10 protein-coding genes and 2 pseudogenes are annotated in these 20,900 nt (G+C 39.5%); 11 read left to right on the forward strand and 1 reads right to left on the reverse strand.

Translation table 11 applies throughout. The features are described 5' to 3' along the window. The first annotated feature begins 95 nt into the window (after positions 1-95). Complete coding sequence (locus HF078_RS19050; protein ID WP_169292572.1) at positions 96-1,433, forward strand: cell wall-binding repeat-containing protein; 1,338 nt, start codon at positions 96-98, stop codon at positions 1,431-1,433. A gap of 73 nt (positions 1,434-1,506) precedes the next feature. Here the strand turns inward: HF078_RS19050 and HF078_RS19055 are convergent, their stop codons facing one another. Continuing rightward, positions 1,507-2,244 carry a PIG-L deacetylase family protein gene (locus HF078_RS19055; protein WP_169292573.1) on the reverse strand — a complete coding sequence of 246 codons (738 nt, stop codon included), beginning with the start codon at positions 2,242-2,244 and terminating at the stop codon, positions 1,507-1,509. Between the two features lie 76 nt (positions 2,245-2,320). Here HF078_RS19055 and HF078_RS19060 point away from each other — a divergent pair, with 76 nt between their 5' ends. From HF078_RS19060 to HF078_RS19095, 10 genes and pseudogenes are all read left to right on the forward strand, one after another. Continuing rightward, positions 2,321-3,433 (forward strand): heparan-alpha-glucosaminide N-acetyltransferase domain-containing protein, encoded by a 1,113-nt coding sequence (locus tag HF078_RS19060; protein ID WP_169292574.1) that lies wholly within the window; start codon positions 2,321-2,323, stop codon positions 3,431-3,433. Positions 3,434-3,772: 339 nt separating this feature from the next. Further along, on the forward strand, positions 3,773-8,104 hold the full coding sequence (locus tag HF078_RS19065) for a S8 family serine peptidase (protein ID WP_169292575.1): 4,332 nt from the start codon (positions 3,773-3,775) through the stop codon (positions 8,102-8,104). Positions 8,105-8,312: 208 nt separating this feature from the next. After that, positions 8,313-12,866, forward strand: coding sequence for a cell wall-binding repeat-containing protein (locus tag HF078_RS19070; RefSeq protein ID WP_169292576.1), 4,554 nt, complete (start codon positions 8,313-8,315; stop codon positions 12,864-12,866). Positions 12,867-13,131: 265 nt separating this feature from the next. Beyond that, entirely contained in the window at positions 13,132-15,225 is a 2,094-nt protein-coding gene (locus HF078_RS19075; RefSeq protein WP_169292577.1) for a cell wall-binding repeat-containing protein, read from the forward strand. Positions 15,226-15,283: 58 nt separating this feature from the next. Then, entirely contained in the window at positions 15,284-16,021 is a 738-nt protein-coding gene (locus HF078_RS19080; protein WP_169292578.1) for a hypothetical protein, read from the forward strand. A 264-nt stretch (positions 16,022-16,285) separates the two neighbouring features. Beyond that, positions 16,286-17,428 (forward strand): annotated as a pseudogene (locus HF078_RS21350) (SpoIID/LytB domain-containing protein); the annotation flags it as partial. Between the two features lie 39 nt (positions 17,429-17,467). Beyond that, positions 17,468-18,349: pseudogene (locus tag HF078_RS21355) on the forward strand (cell wall-binding repeat-containing protein); the annotation flags it as partial. Positions 18,350-18,646: 297 nt separating this feature from the next. Beyond that, positions 18,647-18,778, forward strand: a complete 132-nt coding sequence (locus HF078_RS21130) for a hypothetical protein (RefSeq protein ID WP_277350537.1) — start codon at positions 18,647-18,649, stop codon at positions 18,776-18,778. 3 nt (positions 18,779-18,781) lie between these two features. Beyond that, a complete protein-coding gene (locus HF078_RS19090; RefSeq protein ID WP_169292580.1) occupies positions 18,782-19,909 on the forward strand; it encodes a glycosyltransferase in 1,128 nt (375 codons plus the stop codon). Positions 19,910-19,922: 13 nt separating this feature from the next. After that, entirely contained in the window at positions 19,923-20,840 is a 918-nt protein-coding gene (locus HF078_RS19095) for a glycosyltransferase family 2 protein (protein WP_169292581.1), read from the forward strand. Positions 20,841-20,900: the final 60 nt, after the last annotated feature.

The following is a 20,900-nucleotide window of genomic DNA, read 5'->3' on the forward strand; positions in this document are numbered from 1 at the left end:
TTTTTTTGTTACTTAATTTTAATATTCGGACTATTTTACTAGTGTTATAATAAATGAGTAAATTATGTAATAATATGTAGATTTAGGGGGAAAAAATGAAGACTTCAGCGTGGAAACGATACATAGTTGCTTTCGTTCTTGGTATGGTCGTTCTTGTTACTTTGCCTTCTGTCAATTATGCAAACAGCTTTAATGTCGATAGAATCAATGGGGAAAATAGATATGAAACTGCTGTAGCGGTTTCAAAGAAAGGGTGGACAAGCTCCAATACTGTCATCATTGCAGCCGGGAATCAGTTTCCTGATGCACTTACTGGTACACCGCTTGCCTATTCGCTTAATGCACCTATCTTATTAACGCAAAATAGTTCTCTGCCCGGTGAAACAAAAAATGAAATAACTAGATTAAAAGCGAAGCATGCCATTATCCTTGGTGGAACAAGTGTAGTGACTGCTAATGTAGAAACTCAGTTAAAAAATGCTGGTATTACAAAAATTGAAAGAATCAGTGGATCTGACAGATATGCGACCTCTGTTAAAATTGCAGAGAGACTGGCTGGACAGACGGATACTGCAGTACTAGTTTATGGGAAAAACTTCCCTGACAGTTTGGCGATTGCTGCGCATGCGGCCAGAAACGGCTATCCTATTTTGTTAACGAAGACAGATTCTTTGCCTTCAGCAACCAAACAGGTACTTTCTAAATATAAAAATACAATCGTTGTTGGTGGTACTGGCGTCATCTCTGACAAAATTATGAGGGATGTTCCAAACGCAAAAAGATATTCCGGAAAAGATCGTTATGATACTGTGTCTAAGGTAGTCAGTGGTCTTAACGTGAAATTTGGGGAAAATGTATATGTGGCAACAGGACAAAGTTATGCAGATGCACTGACAGGATCTGTCTTAGCTGCAAAGAAAAATTCATCCCTAGTACTGGTTCAAAAGGACGCTGTTCCTTCACCTGTACAAACAGTTTTAAACTCTGTAGGCTCTTCAGCAGCCTCTATTATTGGAGGAACAAGTGCTGTATCAACCAATGTAGAAAATACACTTGGATTTAATACAGAGGCTCTTGTGAAAACTGCAAAAGAATACATAGGCACGCCCTATCAATATGGTGGCACTACTCCATCTGGCTTTGATTGCAGCGGCTATATAAGGTTTGTGTTTGAAAAACACGGTATAAGTACACCTAGAACCACGCGTGACTTATATGCTGGCGGGGAATCTGTAAGTAAACTAGAGGTTGGGGACATTGTGTTCTTCAAAACAGACCCAAGCTACAATGGTGCATCCCATGCAGGCATCTATATTGGGGATAATAAATTTATTCATGCTAAATCAGCAGGATCTAATATTGGTGTCACAATTGATGAAATGTCCAATAGTTACTTTTACCCGAGATATTTAGGGGCTAAACGTTATCATTAATAAAAAACAGGATGGAAACAATTTGTTTCCATCCTGTTTTTTATAGATATGAAAGTATATAAAGCTGTTGCTTTTATTCACTTGATGATTTGTAATGGTAGCGGCTTTCCATGTTGTTTTTGGCGGCAATAAAGTATTCTGGTACAGAAATTTTGCCGATGGAATAGCTGCCAGAAGCAGGGTCCCATTCTTCATAGGATTCTAATGCTTCAATCATGCGTGCCTTTTGATGCTTATTTAACAACTTTATTTTATTATCAAATGGGAAGTTTTTATGCTCTTGTACAGGAAAATAGTATTTCCCGTATTGTACTACTTCTTCATTAATTAATTTTTGAAGTGCCTGGCCTGTCACGGAATGATCAGAGTGAGGGTCTTTGTCACTCATAACATGATGTATGACTTTATTATACATTGTATCTTTTTGGACAATGATTTTACTTACAGCCTCTTTGTTTAATTCTCCATCTGGCAGGTCAAGGATCGTCACATTAGAAGCTGCAACCCCAAGAGCTTCAACTGCCCTTTTAAACTCTTCTACTCTTGCATCCCCAAACTCTTCCGTTGAGATGGTAGGGTGGCCTTCTGCTTCCAACCGTTCATTTACGGTATTAATAGCCTTGCTTGCTTTGCCTTTAGACAATAATACAACATGGACTTCTTTGCTTGAAGCTAAAGCATGAATGATAGCTGGTCCCAAGCTAAGAACTTCATCATCTGGATGCGGGGAATAGAATACGTCAACCTGATCATTCTTGGTGGCAGAACAGCCTGCTAGTATAATAGTTAATAGTAGTATCAATTTTTTCATCAGTATTCCTTTCCTGTACGACAAGTATGCTACAATCATTTTATCAAACTTTATCTATGAAAGTGTAGGACCAAATATGGAAGCCAGTAATTCTAGTGTAAAAAAAAGATTTAGATCGATAGATATCACAAGAGGAATTGTCGTCCTCGTATCGGTATTTGTGAGTGCCTTGCCTGGAGGAAGGGGATACGACTATCTCCGTCATGCATATTGGTACGGTTTGACCATAACAGACCTTATCTTTCCTGCTTTCTTGACAGTGTACGGAATTGGCTTGGCTATTGTTTACCGGAAAGGTGTGAAGTGGAAGGATCTACTTAGGAGGACTTTCTTATTGGTTCTTTATGGCCTACTTTTTAACTTGATATCTTCTTGGAGCTTTAATTTGGATACGTTAAGGTTTACGGGGGTACTGCAATTATTTGCCCTAACTGGTCTGGGTGTCGTCATTCTGTCTTATTTGGCAAAAAGCTGGAAAAGCATGTTGGCTTTAGGATTGCTTATAGCCACTGTCTATCTGGCAGTTCTTGTGTTTTCAAGCGGAAGTTGTGAAGAGGGAGTTCCTCAGCGCGACTGCAACCCTTCAGGTGTAATAGATGTTATTGTGTTCGGTGAAAAACACATGTATGCCCAAGGAGAGAAGGGATTTGATCCTGAAGGAATTCTATCTACTTTTAGTGCGCTTTCTAATGTAGCATTTGGTTTTGCAGTGGGGCTGGTGTTAAATAGTAGAAAGCAGATTCTACCTAGGATATTTGGTGTGGCAATTGGATTATTATCACTGGCATTTATTTTTGATCATTTTATAGAGTTTAATAAACGGTTGTGGACACCTTCTTTTTCTATGCTCGCAAGTGGATTGACCTTGTTGTTGTTGGGAACTCTCTTTTATTTCATTGATGCTAGAGAGAGGAAGCAGGGAAAGGTAAAGGCAATTCCGCTATGGTATCTCGAAGCTTTTGGCCGGAACAGCTTTTTGATCTATTTTGGGAAGATGCTAGTGTTCTTGTTGTTCGGTAGGATTGTTATTAATCTATTTGAGAGAGAAGGATCTCTAGCTTCATTATCGTTTGAGTACTTATCAGGGATAGTAGCCTATCCGCATTTCGTGTATAGTGGCTTATTTGTATTGTTCTGGTCCATCGTTGCGGTGGTCATGCATGCTAATAAGAAATATGTGAGGGTTTAGGTTTAATCAGGAGAACGTGACGGAGGTCGCGTTCTTTTTTTATGTTCTGTAAAAGGCAACAGAAGTGTGTAAAGGTAGAACATTGCTGGTTGGAGGTAGAAGTGAGCTTGGGAAATGCAGAAGAGATTCCGGGAAATGTAAAAGGTCTTCATTTAAAGGTAGAACTACACGAATAGCTTGTACAACATACGAAAAGAGCAACTTTTTTATCAAAAATACAAAAAAATCTCCACTCTTATTTTCAAATATCTGCTATAATATTCTAGTATTTAGTAATAGTTCTAAATATAACTAGTTTTTCTATGCTTTTATTTTATGTGATGGAAGAGAGGAAAAAGTATGAAGCGTTGGGAGAAATGGAGTAAAGCGGTGATTCCACTTGCTATTACAGCAGTAGTGGCCAGTTCGCCGTTACAAGCGATGGCTTACACAGGTGGGGAAAGGTCTGTTGAAAAGGATTATTCCAGCATGGTAAATCAGTTTAAGAGATTTGCTGACGAAAATGCAGGGAAAAGTTCATTCCAAAAACAAAAAGAACAAGCCTCTGTAAGTGAAACGACGTATATTGTTAAATACAAAGAGAAGCTCTCACCACAAGAGCACAGAAAAGCGGGTTCGACTCTTGTGAAAAGTTTTCCGAAGCTTGGTTATGATGTGGTGAAAGTTAATGCCAAATCAAACCTTCCTCAAACATTACAGGCATATGAAAAAATGAAGAAAGTATCTTCGGTTACGCCAAGTGTCATGTACCGTAAACTTGGTACCGGAGATCCGAAGATAATGGATATGTATCACATAGAGCAACTAGAGGTATTAAAAGCTCAAGGGCTGGTTGGAGATAATAGTGTAAAAGTGGCAGTGATTGATTCTGGACTTGATCAGAATCATCCTGAATTAAAAAATAGAATAGTAGATTCTGTAAATATCGTGGATCCGATGAGGCAGCCAGTTCCTGATTTGCATGGAACGCATGTGGCAGGGATAATCGCTGCTGAAAAGGGCAATGGTGTCGGTGGAATTGGAATCAATCCTTCAGCGGAACTGTTAGCAATTGATGTATTCAACGGTGATATGGGTGCGTTCGATTTCTCCGTTGCAGAAGGGATTATTTATGCAGTTGATAACGGAGCGCAAGTTATCAACATGAGTCTTGGCAGCTATTTTCCTTCGCAAATTATTGAAGAGGCCGTAAATTATGCCATAGCTTCCAATGTAACGGTGGTTGCCGCAGCTGGTAACTCTGCATCAAGTGAAAAGGAGTATCCAGCTTCCTATAAAGGGGTAATCAGTGTAGGTGCAACAGATGCAAACAAGGAGCTTGCATATTTCTCTTCATATGGTGCTTCAGTGGATGTCGTGGCACCGGGAGAAAACATTTACAATTCTGCCTATACAGGTAAATCGACGTTTATGGAATTAAGCGGGACGTCCATGGCATCCCCTGTGGTAGCGGGAATTGCTTCTCTGTTACTGGCGCAGAATCCTGATCTTACTCCTTATGAAGTGGAATACTTATTAAAATCCACAGCAGGGGATCTGGGGGAAAAGGGTTATGATCTAAAGTACGGACATGGACTGGTAAACCCTGTAGCTGCACTAAGTGCTAACACAGATATGATCCCTGAATATGGAGATATCTCTGAAAGTGATATATTGGGAGCGGCAAAAAAGGTTAGCTTTAAGCAAGGGAAAGCTTCTGAAACAGGTTCCATCACTCAACCGTATCAGCAACATTTTTATAAAGTGGATGTAAAAGAAGGAGAGTTTGTTCAAAGCCTGATAGAAGTACCCGAAAAAGCAGATTATGAATTGGTATACAGATTCTATCCTGCCGGGGAAGACAGCGCCATGGACAGCTTTACCGTCAACTATGCAGACGTAGGACAAGCTGAAGGACATCTTTATGAGGCCTATATGGATGGCACACTTGTGATTGGTGTTCAAGATGCAAATGATAATGCTGATGCTAAAAATAAGACAACCTACACATTAAGTTTGGATAAATCAAAAGAGTTAAAAGAAGATGGCATCTCCATGGATAATCCTGTTCTTGTGCCAAACCTTCCTTACGTCTCAAACGGAGAACATTACTTAGCTGGTGAGTTCGGGGACCAGGATTATTATGAATTTGAAGTAGAAGAGCTGCAAACAGTAAAGGCGCATGTAAAAGGTGTACCTGGTGTTGATACGAGCTTAAATGTATATGTGTATGAAGAAGAGTACGATGAATGGTTCATGATGGATTACAGTAACTATAGAGGCCCAAGTCAAGGGGAGCAACTGATTTTTGAAGCGATGCCTGGCCTTAAGTACCGTATCGAAGTAACAAGTATGCCGGAATTTTTTGATGAGTTCTTTGGAATGTGGTTTGAAGGAACAGGAAGCTTCTCTTCGCATATTCCTTACGAGTTCTCCCTGGAAGGAAAGGTATTGCCTGAAGATGTGGACGGTTTTCCATATGGTTTATATGATTCCGAAGAAGAAGTCATAGAAGAAAAAATAACAGTAAAAGAGTATGCGCAAAAACGCCTTGCTAAAAAGTCTGATGAACTGACTCCTGTCCTTGAAGATGAAGAATACGAGGAGTATGACGAAACAGATTGGTTATGGGAAATGGCGAGACCATACGAAATTGGTTCCAAGGAAGAGGAGTACATTCAGTATGGTGACGATATCGACCTATATAAATTTGAAGTATCTGAAGACGGAATCTATCATTTCGAAGTAGAAGGCTCTGAGGAAATGTCTCCATTCATGGAACTGTTAGAATATAACGAGATGTGGGGCTGGTCCGCTATCCAGTACAATTTTGGAATGTCAGGCCTTGAAGATTACATTCAATCAGGTCTAAAGGGTGGAAGCAAGTATATCCTTGCAGTTTATAACGAACAAATGCGCCCTTCATTTGAACCTTACAAAGTAAATTCCAAGCTTATTTCTAAAGGTACAAATGATCCGAATGAAGTTAATGACACAGAAGATATGGCAACAATTCTAGATGGAAACGTAAAAACAGGTAGCTTTGACATTACCAATGACTTGGATATGTTCTATCTGGAACCAGGAGAGCAAGAAGAACTTTATGCATTCTATGTGGATGTAGATAAAAAATCAGCTTCCAAAGACTTGCCGACTGATTATAAACCTACTGCAATTGATCCAATGGTCTATATTGTGGAAGACACAAATGGAGATCAATTTTTGGATGAAGCAGAGTTTGGTACGATCAGAGTTTTAGATCGTGGATGGGATTATGAAGGAGAGCACGGGTCCTTCACTCGTAAAGCGGATGCAGGTTATTTCATCGTAATGATGAACTATATGTGGGAGATGAATAAAGTTCCTACTGCTATGTATCAATTAACAGCCGGTCCTATAGACGGCGTGGATGAAGATAAAGATTCTACTGTGAAAAATAACATTCCTTCCAATCCTGTCGCGTTACAACAAGTCGGGGAATTTGAATGGGAGTCAACAGGTTATCTTAACTATGTTGCAAATGGCCAAGATACTGATTGGTATGAGATCCCTTCTTGGAAAAATAGCAACTTCCTTATTGAATTTAAGGTGCCTTCTGACATTGATGGAAACATCAAATTGTATGACAAAAAGGGTGCTTTAGTAAAAGAATCAAGCATTTATGGCCAAGGTGATGCAGAAATTCTGATGACTGTAGGTCAAGAGTCGGGGCCATATTACTTGGCTGTGTCTAGTACAAATGGAGATCCTAGCCTAAAGCCTTATCATTTGAGTGTGAAAACACAAATGGTTCCTGGAGAAGGGCACAAAGAAAGAATTTCTGGCCCTGATAGATATGATACATCTCTTGCATTTTCTAATAGAATTCCAGATCACTCCTTGGATGTCGTTTTCCTTGCAAACGGAAAAAATTATCCGGATGCATTGGCAGGGGTTGTATTAAATCAAGTTATGAATGGAACTACCTTGTTAGTCAGCGATAGCGACAAAGTTCTACAAAAAGCAATAAATGAAGCGAAACGACTTTTGAAGAAAGATGGCAAGATAATTATCCTTGGAGGGAATAATGCAATTTCTTCCAATGTGGAAAAAAACTTTAAAAACCACTTCAAAGTGGAAAGAATCTATGGAGAAAATAGAACAAAAACTTCTATTGAAATAGCAAAAAAAGTGAAGAAGAATCCAGAAGAAATTATTGTAGTATCAGGTTTGGATTTCGCGGATGCATTAAGTATCGCTCCATATGCATCAGACAGTGTGACACCTGTTTTATTAAATACCTCTAAAACTACATTAACTAAAGAGCTAGAGGATTATGTAAAACAAAATAAAGTTAAAAAGGTAACAGTAGTAGGTGGAAAGTCGGCTGTTACTGAAGATGCGGTGAAAAAATTGAAAGTTGCTGGTGTTAAAGACGTGGTACGGGTATCTGGATCAAATAGATATTTGACTTCAGTGGAAGTTGCCAAGAAATTTTATCCGGAAAGTACGGCTGTAGGGATCTCAAGCGGAAAAGTATTCCCAGACGCACTTAGTGGAAGCCACTTTGCATCTAAAAACAACATGCCGATAGTGTTGGTTAATGGAAGCACGATGGTAAATGAACTTACCGAGTATTTAAAAGAGGCAAAGGTGGAGCAATATTATATCTATGGCGGGACAAATTCTGTCAATGCAAATATAGTAAAATAGTTTTATAGAGGAGCCACTTTTTTCCTAGAGGCTCCTTTTTCTATGCAACAAATAATATTCTAAATATTTAAAAGATAAACAATTGACTAAAAAGTAAACCCTCTGTAAAATTATAGTGTAATTTGAAATCTTATGTAGGAAGAAAGGAGGACTATCTTTTTACGTATCTTTTCATTTTTCAACAATATTTTGGGGGAGGTTTTTGTTAGTGCAACTTCGTAAGTACTTTCTAGGTTTCGTAGCTTTCTTACTAGTGTTCTCCAACTTGCAATTCGCAGTTGGTGCTACATCGGTAACGAAGACAACTAATGGGATTGATCTAAAAGAAGTAAGAGAAATGCTTGATGAAAGACAACAGTTTGAAGAAGCTGCTGAAGCAGCGAAGGCTTCATTCTCAGCAACGGATAAAGTCCGTGTAATTGTAGAGTTGGATGGAGAAGCGCCAATTCAATATGCAACAAAGCAAAATGTTCTTTATAAAGACCTTGAAGAATCTACTAAAAAATCATTAGTAGATGCAGTCGAGAAGCAGCAGGCTTCTGTAAAATCTGCTATTTCTTCTAAAGGTTTATCAATGGAATACAAGCATCAATTTACTACAGCCTTTAACGGTTTCAGTGGTGAAGTGCTGTTTGGTGACATTAAGAAAATTGAAGCATTAAACGGGGTTGCGAACGTATACTTAGCAAATGAGTATAATCGCCCAGAGTTTGAACCAAACATGACAACTAGTCATGATTATATTCAATCGATGCAGGTTTGGGCTGATGCTCATTTTAAAGGTGAGGGCATGGTTGTCTCCGTAATTGACTCCGGAGTAGATCCTTCTCACAAAGATTTCGTGTTAAGTGATGACACGGATGAATACTTAACAGAAGAACTAGTTAATGGTTTGGTCGGTTCTGAAGGCCTTAAAGGGAAATTCTATACAGAAAAAGTACCTTACGGCTATAACTACTATGACCAAAACTATGAAATTAAAGATGTAGGACCTGCTCCATCTGAGCACGGAATGCACGTTGCAGGTACAGTAGTTGCAAATGGAGAAATTATGGGTGTAGCACCTGAAGCGCAAGTATTAGGAATGAAAGTATTCTCAAATGATCCTTTATATCCTTCTACTTGGTCAGATATTTATCTTGCTGCAATTGATGACTCTATTAAACTAGGTGCAGATGTCCTGAACATGAGCTTAGGTTCTACTGCTTCTTTTTATGAAGCAAATAGCGCAGAGGATGTAGCTATTACTCGCGCAGTAGAAAACGGTATCGTTTCTTCTGTATCTGCTGGTAACTCCGGTCATATTGGACGCGGATGGGACAACCCATTCTTCCAAAATCCTGACATAGGAGTAGTTGGTGCACCAGGTCTTAACAAAGATACGATACAAGTGGCAGCCTCCGGAAACACGGCTTATTTATACCAACATTCTCTAACTATCGATGGAACGGACTTTGATGGAGTCGGTTACGGAATTGATAGCTGGGAAGAACTTCCTGAAGTGGAATTGGTACTAATCAGTGGATTTGGTAACCCAGCTGATTACCAAGGTGTAGATGTTGAGGGGAAAGTTGCAGTAGTATCACGTGGTGCATTATCTTTCTTCGATAAAACACAAAATGCTGCAGCTGCTGGTGCAGCGGGAATCGTTGTTTACAACAATAATCCAAACGGAATTTTCTACGAAGACCAAGGTGGATGGGCTATTCCGTTCATGAAGATTAGCTATACTGACGGACAAGCTATCGTAGAAGCACTGAAAAATGGTAATACAGACGGAAACGTTGAACAATTGAATCAAAAAGAAAGCCCTGAAATGGGAAGAATGACAGAGTTTACTTCTTGGGGAACTACTCCGAGCTTAGAGTTAAAGCCAGAAATTACAGCACCGGGAGGCAACATCTACTCTACGCTGAACGATGACAAGTATGGAGTGAAAAGTGGTACTTCCATGGCAGCTCCACACGTGGCAGGCGGTGCAGCACTTGTTCAACAATATTTGAAATCAGATGCGAGATTCGCCGATCTTACTGCGGAAGAGCGCACGAGAATGGCAAAAGCTTTAATGATGAACACTGCTGACAGCATCAAAGATTTGTATGGCAATGACTATTCTCCTCGCCGTCAAGGTGCAGGAATGATGCAACTTTTTGCAGCAGTCGATACTCCTGCATATGTAGTGGAAAAGAATAGTGGTGAAGGGAAAGTAGAATTAAAAGCATTTGATTCCACAAAAGTAAGCTTCACTCTTTCTGCTACTAATATTGCAGATTACGAAGTTTCATACAAAGTTGATACTTCTGTTTTAACAGACTCTTTCTTAGAGCAAGATAATGGACCAACTTTGAATGCTTTAACAACTGGTGCTTTAAAAGGTGCGAAAGTGACAGCTCCTAAAGAGCTCACACTGGCAGCTGGTGAAACGAAAGAATTCACTGTTTCCATTGACTTGGCAAATGCAAAAGTCCCTGGTTACAAAGCCGATGGCACACCTACAACGATGGACCTTGTAGAAAATATTTTTGTAGAAGGTTTTGTTACACTTTCTCATAAATATGAAGCAGATCTTTCTGTTCCATTCTTAGGGTTCTATGGTGACTGGAGTGAGCCTTCCGTAATGGATGGTTTCAAAGTACTTGAAGAAGACAAGTATTATGAAGCTGGATTCCCTTCGGATGCTGTAGATGAAGCTACTCGCTTCGTTGACCATTTAGAAAATAAAGATGGAAGCCTATACTACGGTATCAGCCCTAATGGAGATGCTTGGAACGATAGCATTAACTTCATTAATGCATACCTTCGTAATGCAAAAGAAGTACAATACAATGTACTTGACGAAAATGGGAAGCAAGTTCGTAGAATCTTATCTTCGAACTACGTAAGAAAGAATTATTTTAATGCTGGAAACGGTTCATACTATTCCTTGAATGCTGATCGCGCATGGGATGGAACGGTTAAAGGCAAAGTAGTTGCTGACGGTAAATACTATTATGAAATCAACGCTTTAGTTGATGGTACGGATAAATGGCAATCCAAAAAGATTCCAGTTGTTGTTGATACTACTGCTCCAGCAGTGGAAATCACAGCTTTCAATGAAGAGACTGGGAAACTTGAATGGACTGCCGCTGATTCAGGTGTAGGCATTGACTTAATTTTGGTTTACGTCAATGGTAAAGCGATGGAACTTGCGGCTGATGCTACAAGCGTAACGTTACCTACTTCTGATATTAATGACATTGAAGTACTTGCAGTAGACAAAGTGATGAATATCGGTTTCGATACGTACACTTTTGGTGATGGTACAGAGCCTGTGATATTCATGAATGATCCAGAACCATTTGGAGCATATGCAACAAATGAAGTTCCGGTGTCTGGTTATGTTACAGACGACGTACGCGTGGAAAAAGTAATGGTAAATGGCAAAGAAGTAGCTACTACTCTAGTAAATGAAGAGGGAGAAGACCGCTACAAATTCGAAACGACAGTAACATATGAAGAAGATGGATATTACGATGTTCTTATCACGGCCCTTGATGGCGCAGGTAATGAATTCGGAATTTCCAGAAAGGTTTTCGTTGACACGACAGTGCCAACTTTAACTGTAGATGTACCGAAGTTTGTTGATATGGATGTAGAGGAAGTAACAGCACTAACTCTATTAGAAGACAACTTCAACTATGTTTCTCTACATGTAAATGATAACCATGAATTTGAACAGCCATTCACAAGTCCTGTGAAAATCATGGAGCCTGCTAGCGTGGAATATGAAACTATGTTGAGTCTAGAACCAGGGAACAACCACTTTGTCTTCACTTTAACAGACCTAGGTGGGAACACAGTTACGAAAGAAGTAACTGTCTACCGTAATGAAGTTGCAGAGCGTGTAGATCGCCTAAGAGGAGCAGATCGTTATGCAACTGCAGTGGAATTAAGTAAAGAAGGCTGGGAGCAGTCCGATGTAGTGGTAATTGCTCGTGGAGACAATTATGCGGATGCACTTGCTGGTGTACCGTTGGCTCATAAATACAATGCGCCACTACTATTAACGAAAACTGCATCTCTACCAGATGCTACAAAAGCTGAGATTGAGAGATTAGGAGCTAAGAAAGTCTACATCCTTGGTGGAACTGCCGCTGTAAGCAAAGATGTGGAAGATACATTCAAAGCACACGGTCTTGAAGTGAAGCGTCTATCCGGTTCCGACAGATGGTCTACTGCTGGGGCGATTGCTACAGAGGTTGCACCGAATGGAGCAAAGGGAGTAGTTGTTGTTAATGGCAAGAACTTCCCGGATGCTTTATCTGTTGCTTCTTATGCAGCACAAAACGGCATGCCAATTCTATTAACGAATCAAGAAGAACTACCAAAACAAACGAATGCAGCACTAATCGCCCTTAGCCCTAAACAAGCTATTGTTGTCGGTGGTAAAGCGGCTGTTTCTGATAACGTATTGAAATCCCTACCAAATCCTAAGAGAATTGGTGGAAAAGATCGTTACGAAACTGCTGTAAATGTTGCGAAGCACTTTGATTTAGATGCAAACCATTACTATGTTGCGACTGGAAAACAGTTTGCAGATGCTCTAGCTGGTGCAGCCCTAGCTGCTAATGGCCATACTGGTATTTTACTAGTTGGTACTAGCGTTTCTGAGCATGTTGAAGGATTCTTAACTTCTGAGGGAGTAGATACTTTGACTGTAATCGGTGGAGAAAATGCAGTTTCTGCTAAAGTGTTTGAGCACCTTGCAAGAATCGTAAAGTAATAATTTGGTTGTAATGAAGCCGCTGGAGGGAAACCTCCGGCGGCTTTTTTTCGTTTTTAAAAAACTTTTTACTAATCTAGTGCTTTGGGTTTATTTTTTACGTAGAAATATTAGGTCAAACCTTGATTTATCACAATATTCATATTAATTATTATGAGATGTAAATATAAAAAATGTAAAAAACGACACAATTCTGTAATTTACGATGGTATAATATAGCAATAATCGATAATTTTTTCATTTCTTGGGAGGTTAAGCGTTAATTGTGAAATATTTTAAGATTTGTAGTTTGCTAGTGTTCCTGTTTTTTATGGCGCCTATCGTTTCTTTTGCAGAAAAGGTACTAGTTATAGATCCCGGGCATGGAGGAAAATTTTCAGGTACTTGCGGGTTCACAGGTAATCAAACCGGCTATTGCGAGAAACATGCTAACTTAGATGTAGCAATCCGTTTAAAAGAACTGCTGAAGAACACAGACATTAAGGTTTTTATGACACGTGAATCCAACAGTAAAGATTTTGCTGCAACTTCAAAGGAAGATTTGATTCAAAGAATGGTAGTGGCAAATAGTTTTGTTAGAGGCAACAATGATGAAAGTTTGTTTCTTTCGATTCACCATAACGCACATCCAACTTCTCAACTAGCAAAAGGTTTTGAAACTTATTACTATGACTACAGAGCAATGAGTGAGTCAGAAAAACAGTATCCACCAGACCCAATCCAAGTAGGATTACCAGAAGAAAGTGGAAGATATGCTACCTTAGTACATAATTCAACACTAAGTAAAATTAGACAAGTTGATGATAGATACATTGACAGGGGGCTTCACAACGACCAAGCATTTTTTGTTATTAGAAATGCGCAAATGCCATCTGTTCTTGTGGAACTGGGCTTCATGACGAATAAGGACGAAGAGAAGCTTATCAAAACTTCTCAATTCCAGCAAAATGCTGCTCAAGGTTTGGCAACAGCGGTCATTAATTACTTCAAAATCTATGAAGTGTATGATAAAGATCGTAATAAACTCGCAACTTTTGATAAAAAAGAAGATGCACTGAACTATGCCAAAAAACAAACGAAATTTGTGGAAGTATGGGATAAGGATAAGCAACAAACCATTTTCACAAGTGATAAATTCAAAGTTTACGATAAATTGAATGGTTTATTGCAAGAGTTCTATACAGAACAAGATGCCATCAATTTTGCCAAGAACCGAAAAGATACGAGAGTTGTTCAGGAAAAGACAGGGTTCATCGTTTGGTCGGATTATATTACGCCAAAGTATGAAGTGTACAGTCAGGATAAGCTTGTAGGAAAGTATCTTGATTATGACTATGCCCTAAATATGGCTAAAACAAGTACTAATTCTAAAATCACCGTAATTGGTACCAATGAAGTCGCTTGGACAAATATTAGCGGAGTCCCAGTGAGTCGGGTAGTGGATGTAGGGAGACTTTCTGGAACAAATAGATACTTAACTGCTATCGAAACATCTAAAAAAATCTATCCAAATGGTTTTGAAGAAGCCAAAGAAGAAAAAACGGTCATTTTAGCAACAGGTAAGAAATTTGCAGATGCCCTATCTGCTGGACCACTAGCTTCAAAGTATGGCAATGCACCAATCTTACTATCTAGAGACACAGAATTGAACGAAGAAGTATTCACCGAGATTGTTCGTCTAGGAGCAGATAAGGTTGTAATTATAGGAGGACATAGTGCGGTTCCGGAACAAGCGGAAATCACTCTTCGTGATAGTGGCTTGGAAGTTGAAAGAATTTCAGGTAAAGACCGATATGAAACGAATAGAGCCATCCTGACTGAACTTGGAGATGTAAGTGGCGTGTTCTTAGCATCCGGTCAAGGATTTGCAGATGCGCTTGCAGCTGCACCGATTGCTGCGAAAAAGGGTTGGGGAATTCTGCTGACTGAGCAAAGCCGGATTTCGCATCAAGCGATCCCTTATATGTCAGGAAAAGAAGTTGTCATTGTCGGAGGAACTGCAGCGGTGTCACCTAAAGTAGAAGATTCCATTACTGGTGAAAGTAAAATTACTAGATTATCTGGAGCTAATAGATACGAAACATTGGCACAACTATTGTGGAATTTCTCGAGCGATCTTCAAGGTGAGACGGTTCTTGTATCTACAGGCCAAAACTTCCCTGATGCATTAGTTTCAGCTCCTTTAGCCATTCATAATGGTGCTCCACTAGTACTTGTAGGAAATAGTAGAAACAATAATGTCGAGTCCTTCCTTATGGCTTATACAAATGACGTTAAAGTAAAAAAAGTAGAAATAATCGGAGGAACAAGTGCGATCAATGATGCACAAATTTCTACGATTACTACAAAACTAAAATAACAAACAGAAGACTCGATAAGGCCTATTCTTATCGAGCTTCTTTTGAAAGGTGATTGTTTTGCAAAAGTCTTATCTAGTAATTGTTTTAACCTGCTTATTGTTAGTAATCTCAGCTTGCTCTAAAACAGAAGAAAAAGAAATTGTAACAAATAATGAAACGAACTCAGAAACACAAGAATCTACTTCAGAAGATACCGGTTCTGCCGATACTAAAGAAGACGAGGAAACAGCAGAAGAAGAAAAATCTGAAGAAGATTCTTCAACCGATGAAACGGATGAAAGTGAAAAACCTTCAGACCCTGGTTTTAAGGTATATCAACCAAGCGTTGGCTGGGAAAAGAAGTTCACTGACGGCGAAGACATTGTTGTAACAGAGAAGGTCATTGCTGCCAATGATGAATATGTGCAGCTTGCTATGATGGTTGGAGGTAATCAGTCTATTCAAATCTATAAATGGACACCAACTGAAGTGGCTCTCGTCTATGAAGAGGTTTCAGTAGATGACGCATCTGTTAATCTGCTAGATTCATTCACACCGAACGAAAATCCGGAAGTATTGCTTTCCGAAACATCTGCACAATGGGAACTAGTAGAAAGCGGCGTAAAGTTGGATGTAGTATATGGTTCATTTGAAGATGTGTATGTCATTAAGAAAGTGACAGATGAAGTGGAGGATGCTGATACCATCTATACACGTTATTATGCTCCAGGTTATGGATTAGTAAAAGAAACATACGAAGTGACTGGGGAATATGGTTATTCTGGAAAAGCAGAGCTTGAGGTTGTAGAAAAATAAGAAAAGAAACACAATGGAGGAAGAAAAATGAAAAAGTGGATTGTTTCATTGCTTGTGGCATGTCTTGTATTCCTGCCGGTTCTCACACAAGTTGAGGCTTCATCCGGAGCTTCCATACCAAATGAGGTTTCTGTGAAATTAAAGTACCACCTGAAAGAAAGAAAGGCAATTCCTTTCAACTTCAACGGAACCTATCAATTGGCTGGCAGTGATTTTGAGCTTAAGCAAGATAGAAATTATGAAGTGAAATTGAATGGCAGTGTGATGGAACTCTATGAAAATAGCAAAAAAATCAAGAGCTTTAATCAAACGTTTGAACTTAAACCGGTTAAATATGGAAAAAGCAATTACATCCGTTTAAATGGACGTCCGTATTTGGGTAGCATTCGGTTTACGATCGAAAATAACTATCTAGTACCTGTCAACAAATTGCCGATGGAAGATTACCTTAAAGGCGTGTTGCCAAGCGAAATCTATCCTAGCTGGCATATTGAAGCATTAAAAGCTCAAGCAGTTGCGGCAAGAACTTATGCGTTAAAAAGAGTCCATCAAATAATCACGGATGATGTCGGGTCCCAACGTTATGACGGTTACATTTGGTGGGATGAATCCAAGTATGCGAACACAAACGATGCAGTCAACGCAACAAAAGGACAGGTTCTCACATATAAGGGCAGCCTGATTGATGCTGTTTTCAGTTCCAATAATGGTGGATATATGGAGGCCAATAAAGGTGCTTGGCCTGGTGGCTCTCAGTTGGATTATTTAAATGCAAAGGCAGATCCTTACGATCCAGCTTTTGATTGGAACCTTATGTTAAGATCCCAACAAATCGAAGTGGAAAGCCTAGACCTAGAAGTACCACAGGAATGGTGGGGAACAACACAGGAAATTGGCGTGCAAAACCCACTGAAGTTTGCAAGCACAAATGAAGCAAAAGTAATCAACAATGTGAAAAATCACATAAAGAACAATACCCCTGCATTAAAAGAAGCTAACATTAAAATAGTTGGTATCAACGATGTGGCAGTTTCCAACTCTACCACACCTGGACAAAGAAGAACTCACGGCAGTTACACAATCGAATATTTTGTTCAGAATAAAAATGGAAGCTTTGTCATGGAAACAGCAAAAGTGGATAGCGAGGAGATAACACGCCTTAAGCTTCACACTTATGAACAGGTAAATAGCCCGATTGCCACTATGCGAGGGATATTTGGAATCAATGATTTCAAAAGCCACTTTGTTACTTCGATCAGCCTAAAAGATGGCGTCTATGACATCAAAGGTAAAGGCTGGGGCCACGGTGTAGGGATGAGTCAGTATGGTGCAAAAGCAATGGCAGACCAAGGGAAATCCTATACAGATATTCTCGGATTCTATTATGAGGGAACCACTTTGTCTAATAATATCTCTGATCATATTAATAACAGTTTAAGAGGTTCAGACCGCTATGAAACTAGTACAGCAATTGCAAAATACGGATGGGATCAAGGCTTCCAAACGGTGGTTATCGGCCGTGGAGATAATCCGGTTGATGCACTGACTGGTAGTGTGTTGGCGAAAAAGTATGATGCACCATTGTTATTGGTGAAAACAGACGAGTTACCAAGCTCTGTCAAAGAATTGTTATTAACACAAACTATTCACCAAATCTATGTATTAGGTGGACAAGCTGCTATTTCTGATAAAACAGTGTCAGAGTTGAGCCAATATGCAACTCAAGTGACACGAATTAAAGGCAGTGACCGCTATGACACTTCTGTGGAAGTAGCGGCAAATATAGATGCTGAAGGAGAAGTTATCCTTACTTCAGGAAGTTCAACCTCCCCGGATGCGTTATCTGTTGCATCTCATGCTGCTTTAAATCAAATTCCAATTCTCTTCACTAAGGTAGATGAGTTACCGGAGAGTGTGCAGAAGTACTTAAAAGATAATAATGTGAAAAAGGCAACCATCATTGGTGGTGGCAATGCTGTTTCCGGTGAAGTAGAGGCGAAATTGTCTGACCTTGTAGGAGAAGTGAAACGTGTCAGTGGGCCAGACCGCTACGCGACGAGTGTAGCCATTGTAAATGAATACAATTTAGACCCGCGTAACCTTTTCTTTGCTCGCGGAGAGCAATTTATTGATGCTCTTCCTGGATCCGTACTTGCTGCAAAAATGGATGCACCACTTCTATTAACAAAGAAAGATACATTGCCTGATGTTGTATCTGACTATATCAATGAAAACATCCATTACGTTCCTTCTATTCATTATCTGGGCGGAACTGGTGCAATTTCTGAAATTACGAGAAGCGAAATTGAATCTAACATATTGAAGTAAATGAAAGGCTGTCCTTACTGGGGGCAGCTTTTTGTGTTAATTAGATTTCTAGCTGTGGAATGGAGAAAATGGCGTAGACTCCAGCGGGGGAGTAACGGTAGGTTGAGACCCCGCAACAAAGTGAGGAGGCTCAAGCACCGTCCCGCGGAAAGCGAAGCCATTTGCGGAAAGGAACAGCGGAGTCAAACCAATCACCTTCTGCCAATTTGAATCAAAGTTTTAGTTATTTGGACTTTTATGTATAATAAATGAAGTATGGATGGAAATTGTACTTAATGATGTGGAGGAACCTTTTTTATGCTGTCAAAACATGCTTTTACATATTTTATATCCCATGGCATACCGGCACCTGTCAGCTTTGCCAGCATGGCCATATTTAATAGATTATTAAGTCCTGAAAAACTTATCTTGGAAAAAAGGAAAAACTAAGAGATGTATATTTCTTTGTTTATTCCGGTATTAACATTTGGTGGAGCAGAAAAAGTGGTTATTGCTTTGGCAAATGGTCTGGCAGAAAAGGGGCATAAAATAGATCTAGTTCTTATCAAACGTGAGGGTCAACTGTTGGGAACGGTTTCGGATAAGGTACAAATTGTATCGCTAGATTCTAAAAAGACATTTCTTAGTGTGTGGAAGCTGAAAAGTTACTTGGAGGAAAGCAGGCCGGAGATCCTTTTATCAGGCCTTGATAACGCGAATATCGTATCAAGCCTTGCCATGAGGATTGCAAAAGTTAAAACTAAGCATATTATTACTTTGCATACAAACCTGAAACAGTCCTATCTACAGCCAAGAACAAAACTGCACCGATTTTACCCTGCATTGATGAGGAAGTTATTCCCGCATGCTGACCATTTTGTAGCAGTTTCTAAGTGTGTGGCAAAACAATCCGGTAACTTTTTAGGTGTGAATAATGATAGAATAGAAGTAATCTACAATCCTGTCATTAATAGTAAAATAAAAGAGAAAGCGCTCGAAGCAGTTGATAACACATGGTTGAATGATCCTAGCTATTTTACAATGGTGGCAGCAGGGAGGATCTTTGAAGCAAAAGATTATCCTACCATGTTGAGGGGGTTTGCAAAGGTTCTCCAAGAAGCCCCTCATGCGCGTTTAATTATATTAGGAGACGGGAAGCAGACGATAAGGAGAGAAATGGAGGATATCATCTCTAAGGAGAAGATAGGTCATGCCGTTGAACTCTGCGGATTTGTCCCTAATCCTTATGCGTATATAAATAAGGCGTCCTTGTTTGTTTTGAGTTCAAAATGGGAAGGCTTCGGCAATGTACTTGTAGAGGCACTTTATTTAGGCAAGCCGGTCATTTCAACTGCATGTGAGTGTGGTCCTGAGGAAATTCTTCAAAAAGGGAAATTCGGTTCGCTCGTACCAGTGGGGAAACCGGACGAGCTAGCTAAGGCTATGATAGATGAAATAAAAGTGAAAAAATTCAGAGATAAAGAGGCACTCTCCCTACATTTGAAGCAAATGGAGGATGAGTATGTTGTCTCCAAATATGAAGAGTTTTTACAACAGAGGGTAGAAGAAAAGAAGGGTTAGGGTGAGAGCATATATGAATAATGTATCTGTCATCATCCCTACACATAATAGACCGCAGCTTTTGCTTCTGGCCTTGCAAAGTATAGAGGAGCAAACGGAAAAGCCGGACGAAGTTATGGTGGTAATGGATGGTGAGGACGGACAAACTGAACGGTTCTTGAATGAATATAACAGTGAACACTTTACGTTTCGGTACCTTAAAATACCAAAGAGGAAAGGTGCTTGCTATGCACGAAATCTTGGGGCAGAACATGCTTTGGGGGATATTTTAATGTTTTTGGACGATGATGATACATGGGAACCTGAGAAAATTAAAAGCCAGATTCAACAGTTTAAGTTGAATGAACAAGTTGGACTGGTGTATTCGGGGAAGTTAGTTGTTTATAATACGAACCGTAAAAAAGTGATAAGAAGGATTCCTGCTACGGTCAAAGGGAACCTGTATCCAAAAATATTCGAAGATAACTATATCGGTACCACATCATCCGTTGCAATAAAAAAAGATGTATTCCAACAGGCTGGAGGTTTTGATAATAATCTGCCCGCTATGCAAGACTATGACCTATGGATAAGATGTTGTGAACGTACAAAAGTATCGCATGATAATGAATATAATGTCAGATACACCATCGCAAAAAATGCAGCCAATCAGATTAGTGGAAAAAGCGAGAATCACCACAAGGCTTTGAACTATCTTTTTAAAAAATATCGTGAAGTTCTTGAGGGAAAATCCTCTATACTACAAAGAAGGTTCAAGTCATCGAGATTCTTGCATCTAGCAAAGGCTGTTCACCGGAATAATTACTTTTATTCGTTGAAGTATTCGTTAAAAAGCATATTCTATTATCCAAATATTAAAGCGGTAGCATTGTTCTTACCGCCGTTTCTATTGACAGTAATATCGTTATTCCAAGCAGGAAGACGCAACTGACTTGCACAAGATTTAAAACAGAAAATGGTGAGGGAGATTGGAGCAAAATACCCAAGCGGG

The sequence above is a fragment of the Bacillus sp. RO2 genome (assembly GCF_012911845.1).
Lineage (GTDB): Bacteria > Bacillota > Bacilli > Bacillales > Bacillaceae_I > Sutcliffiella_A.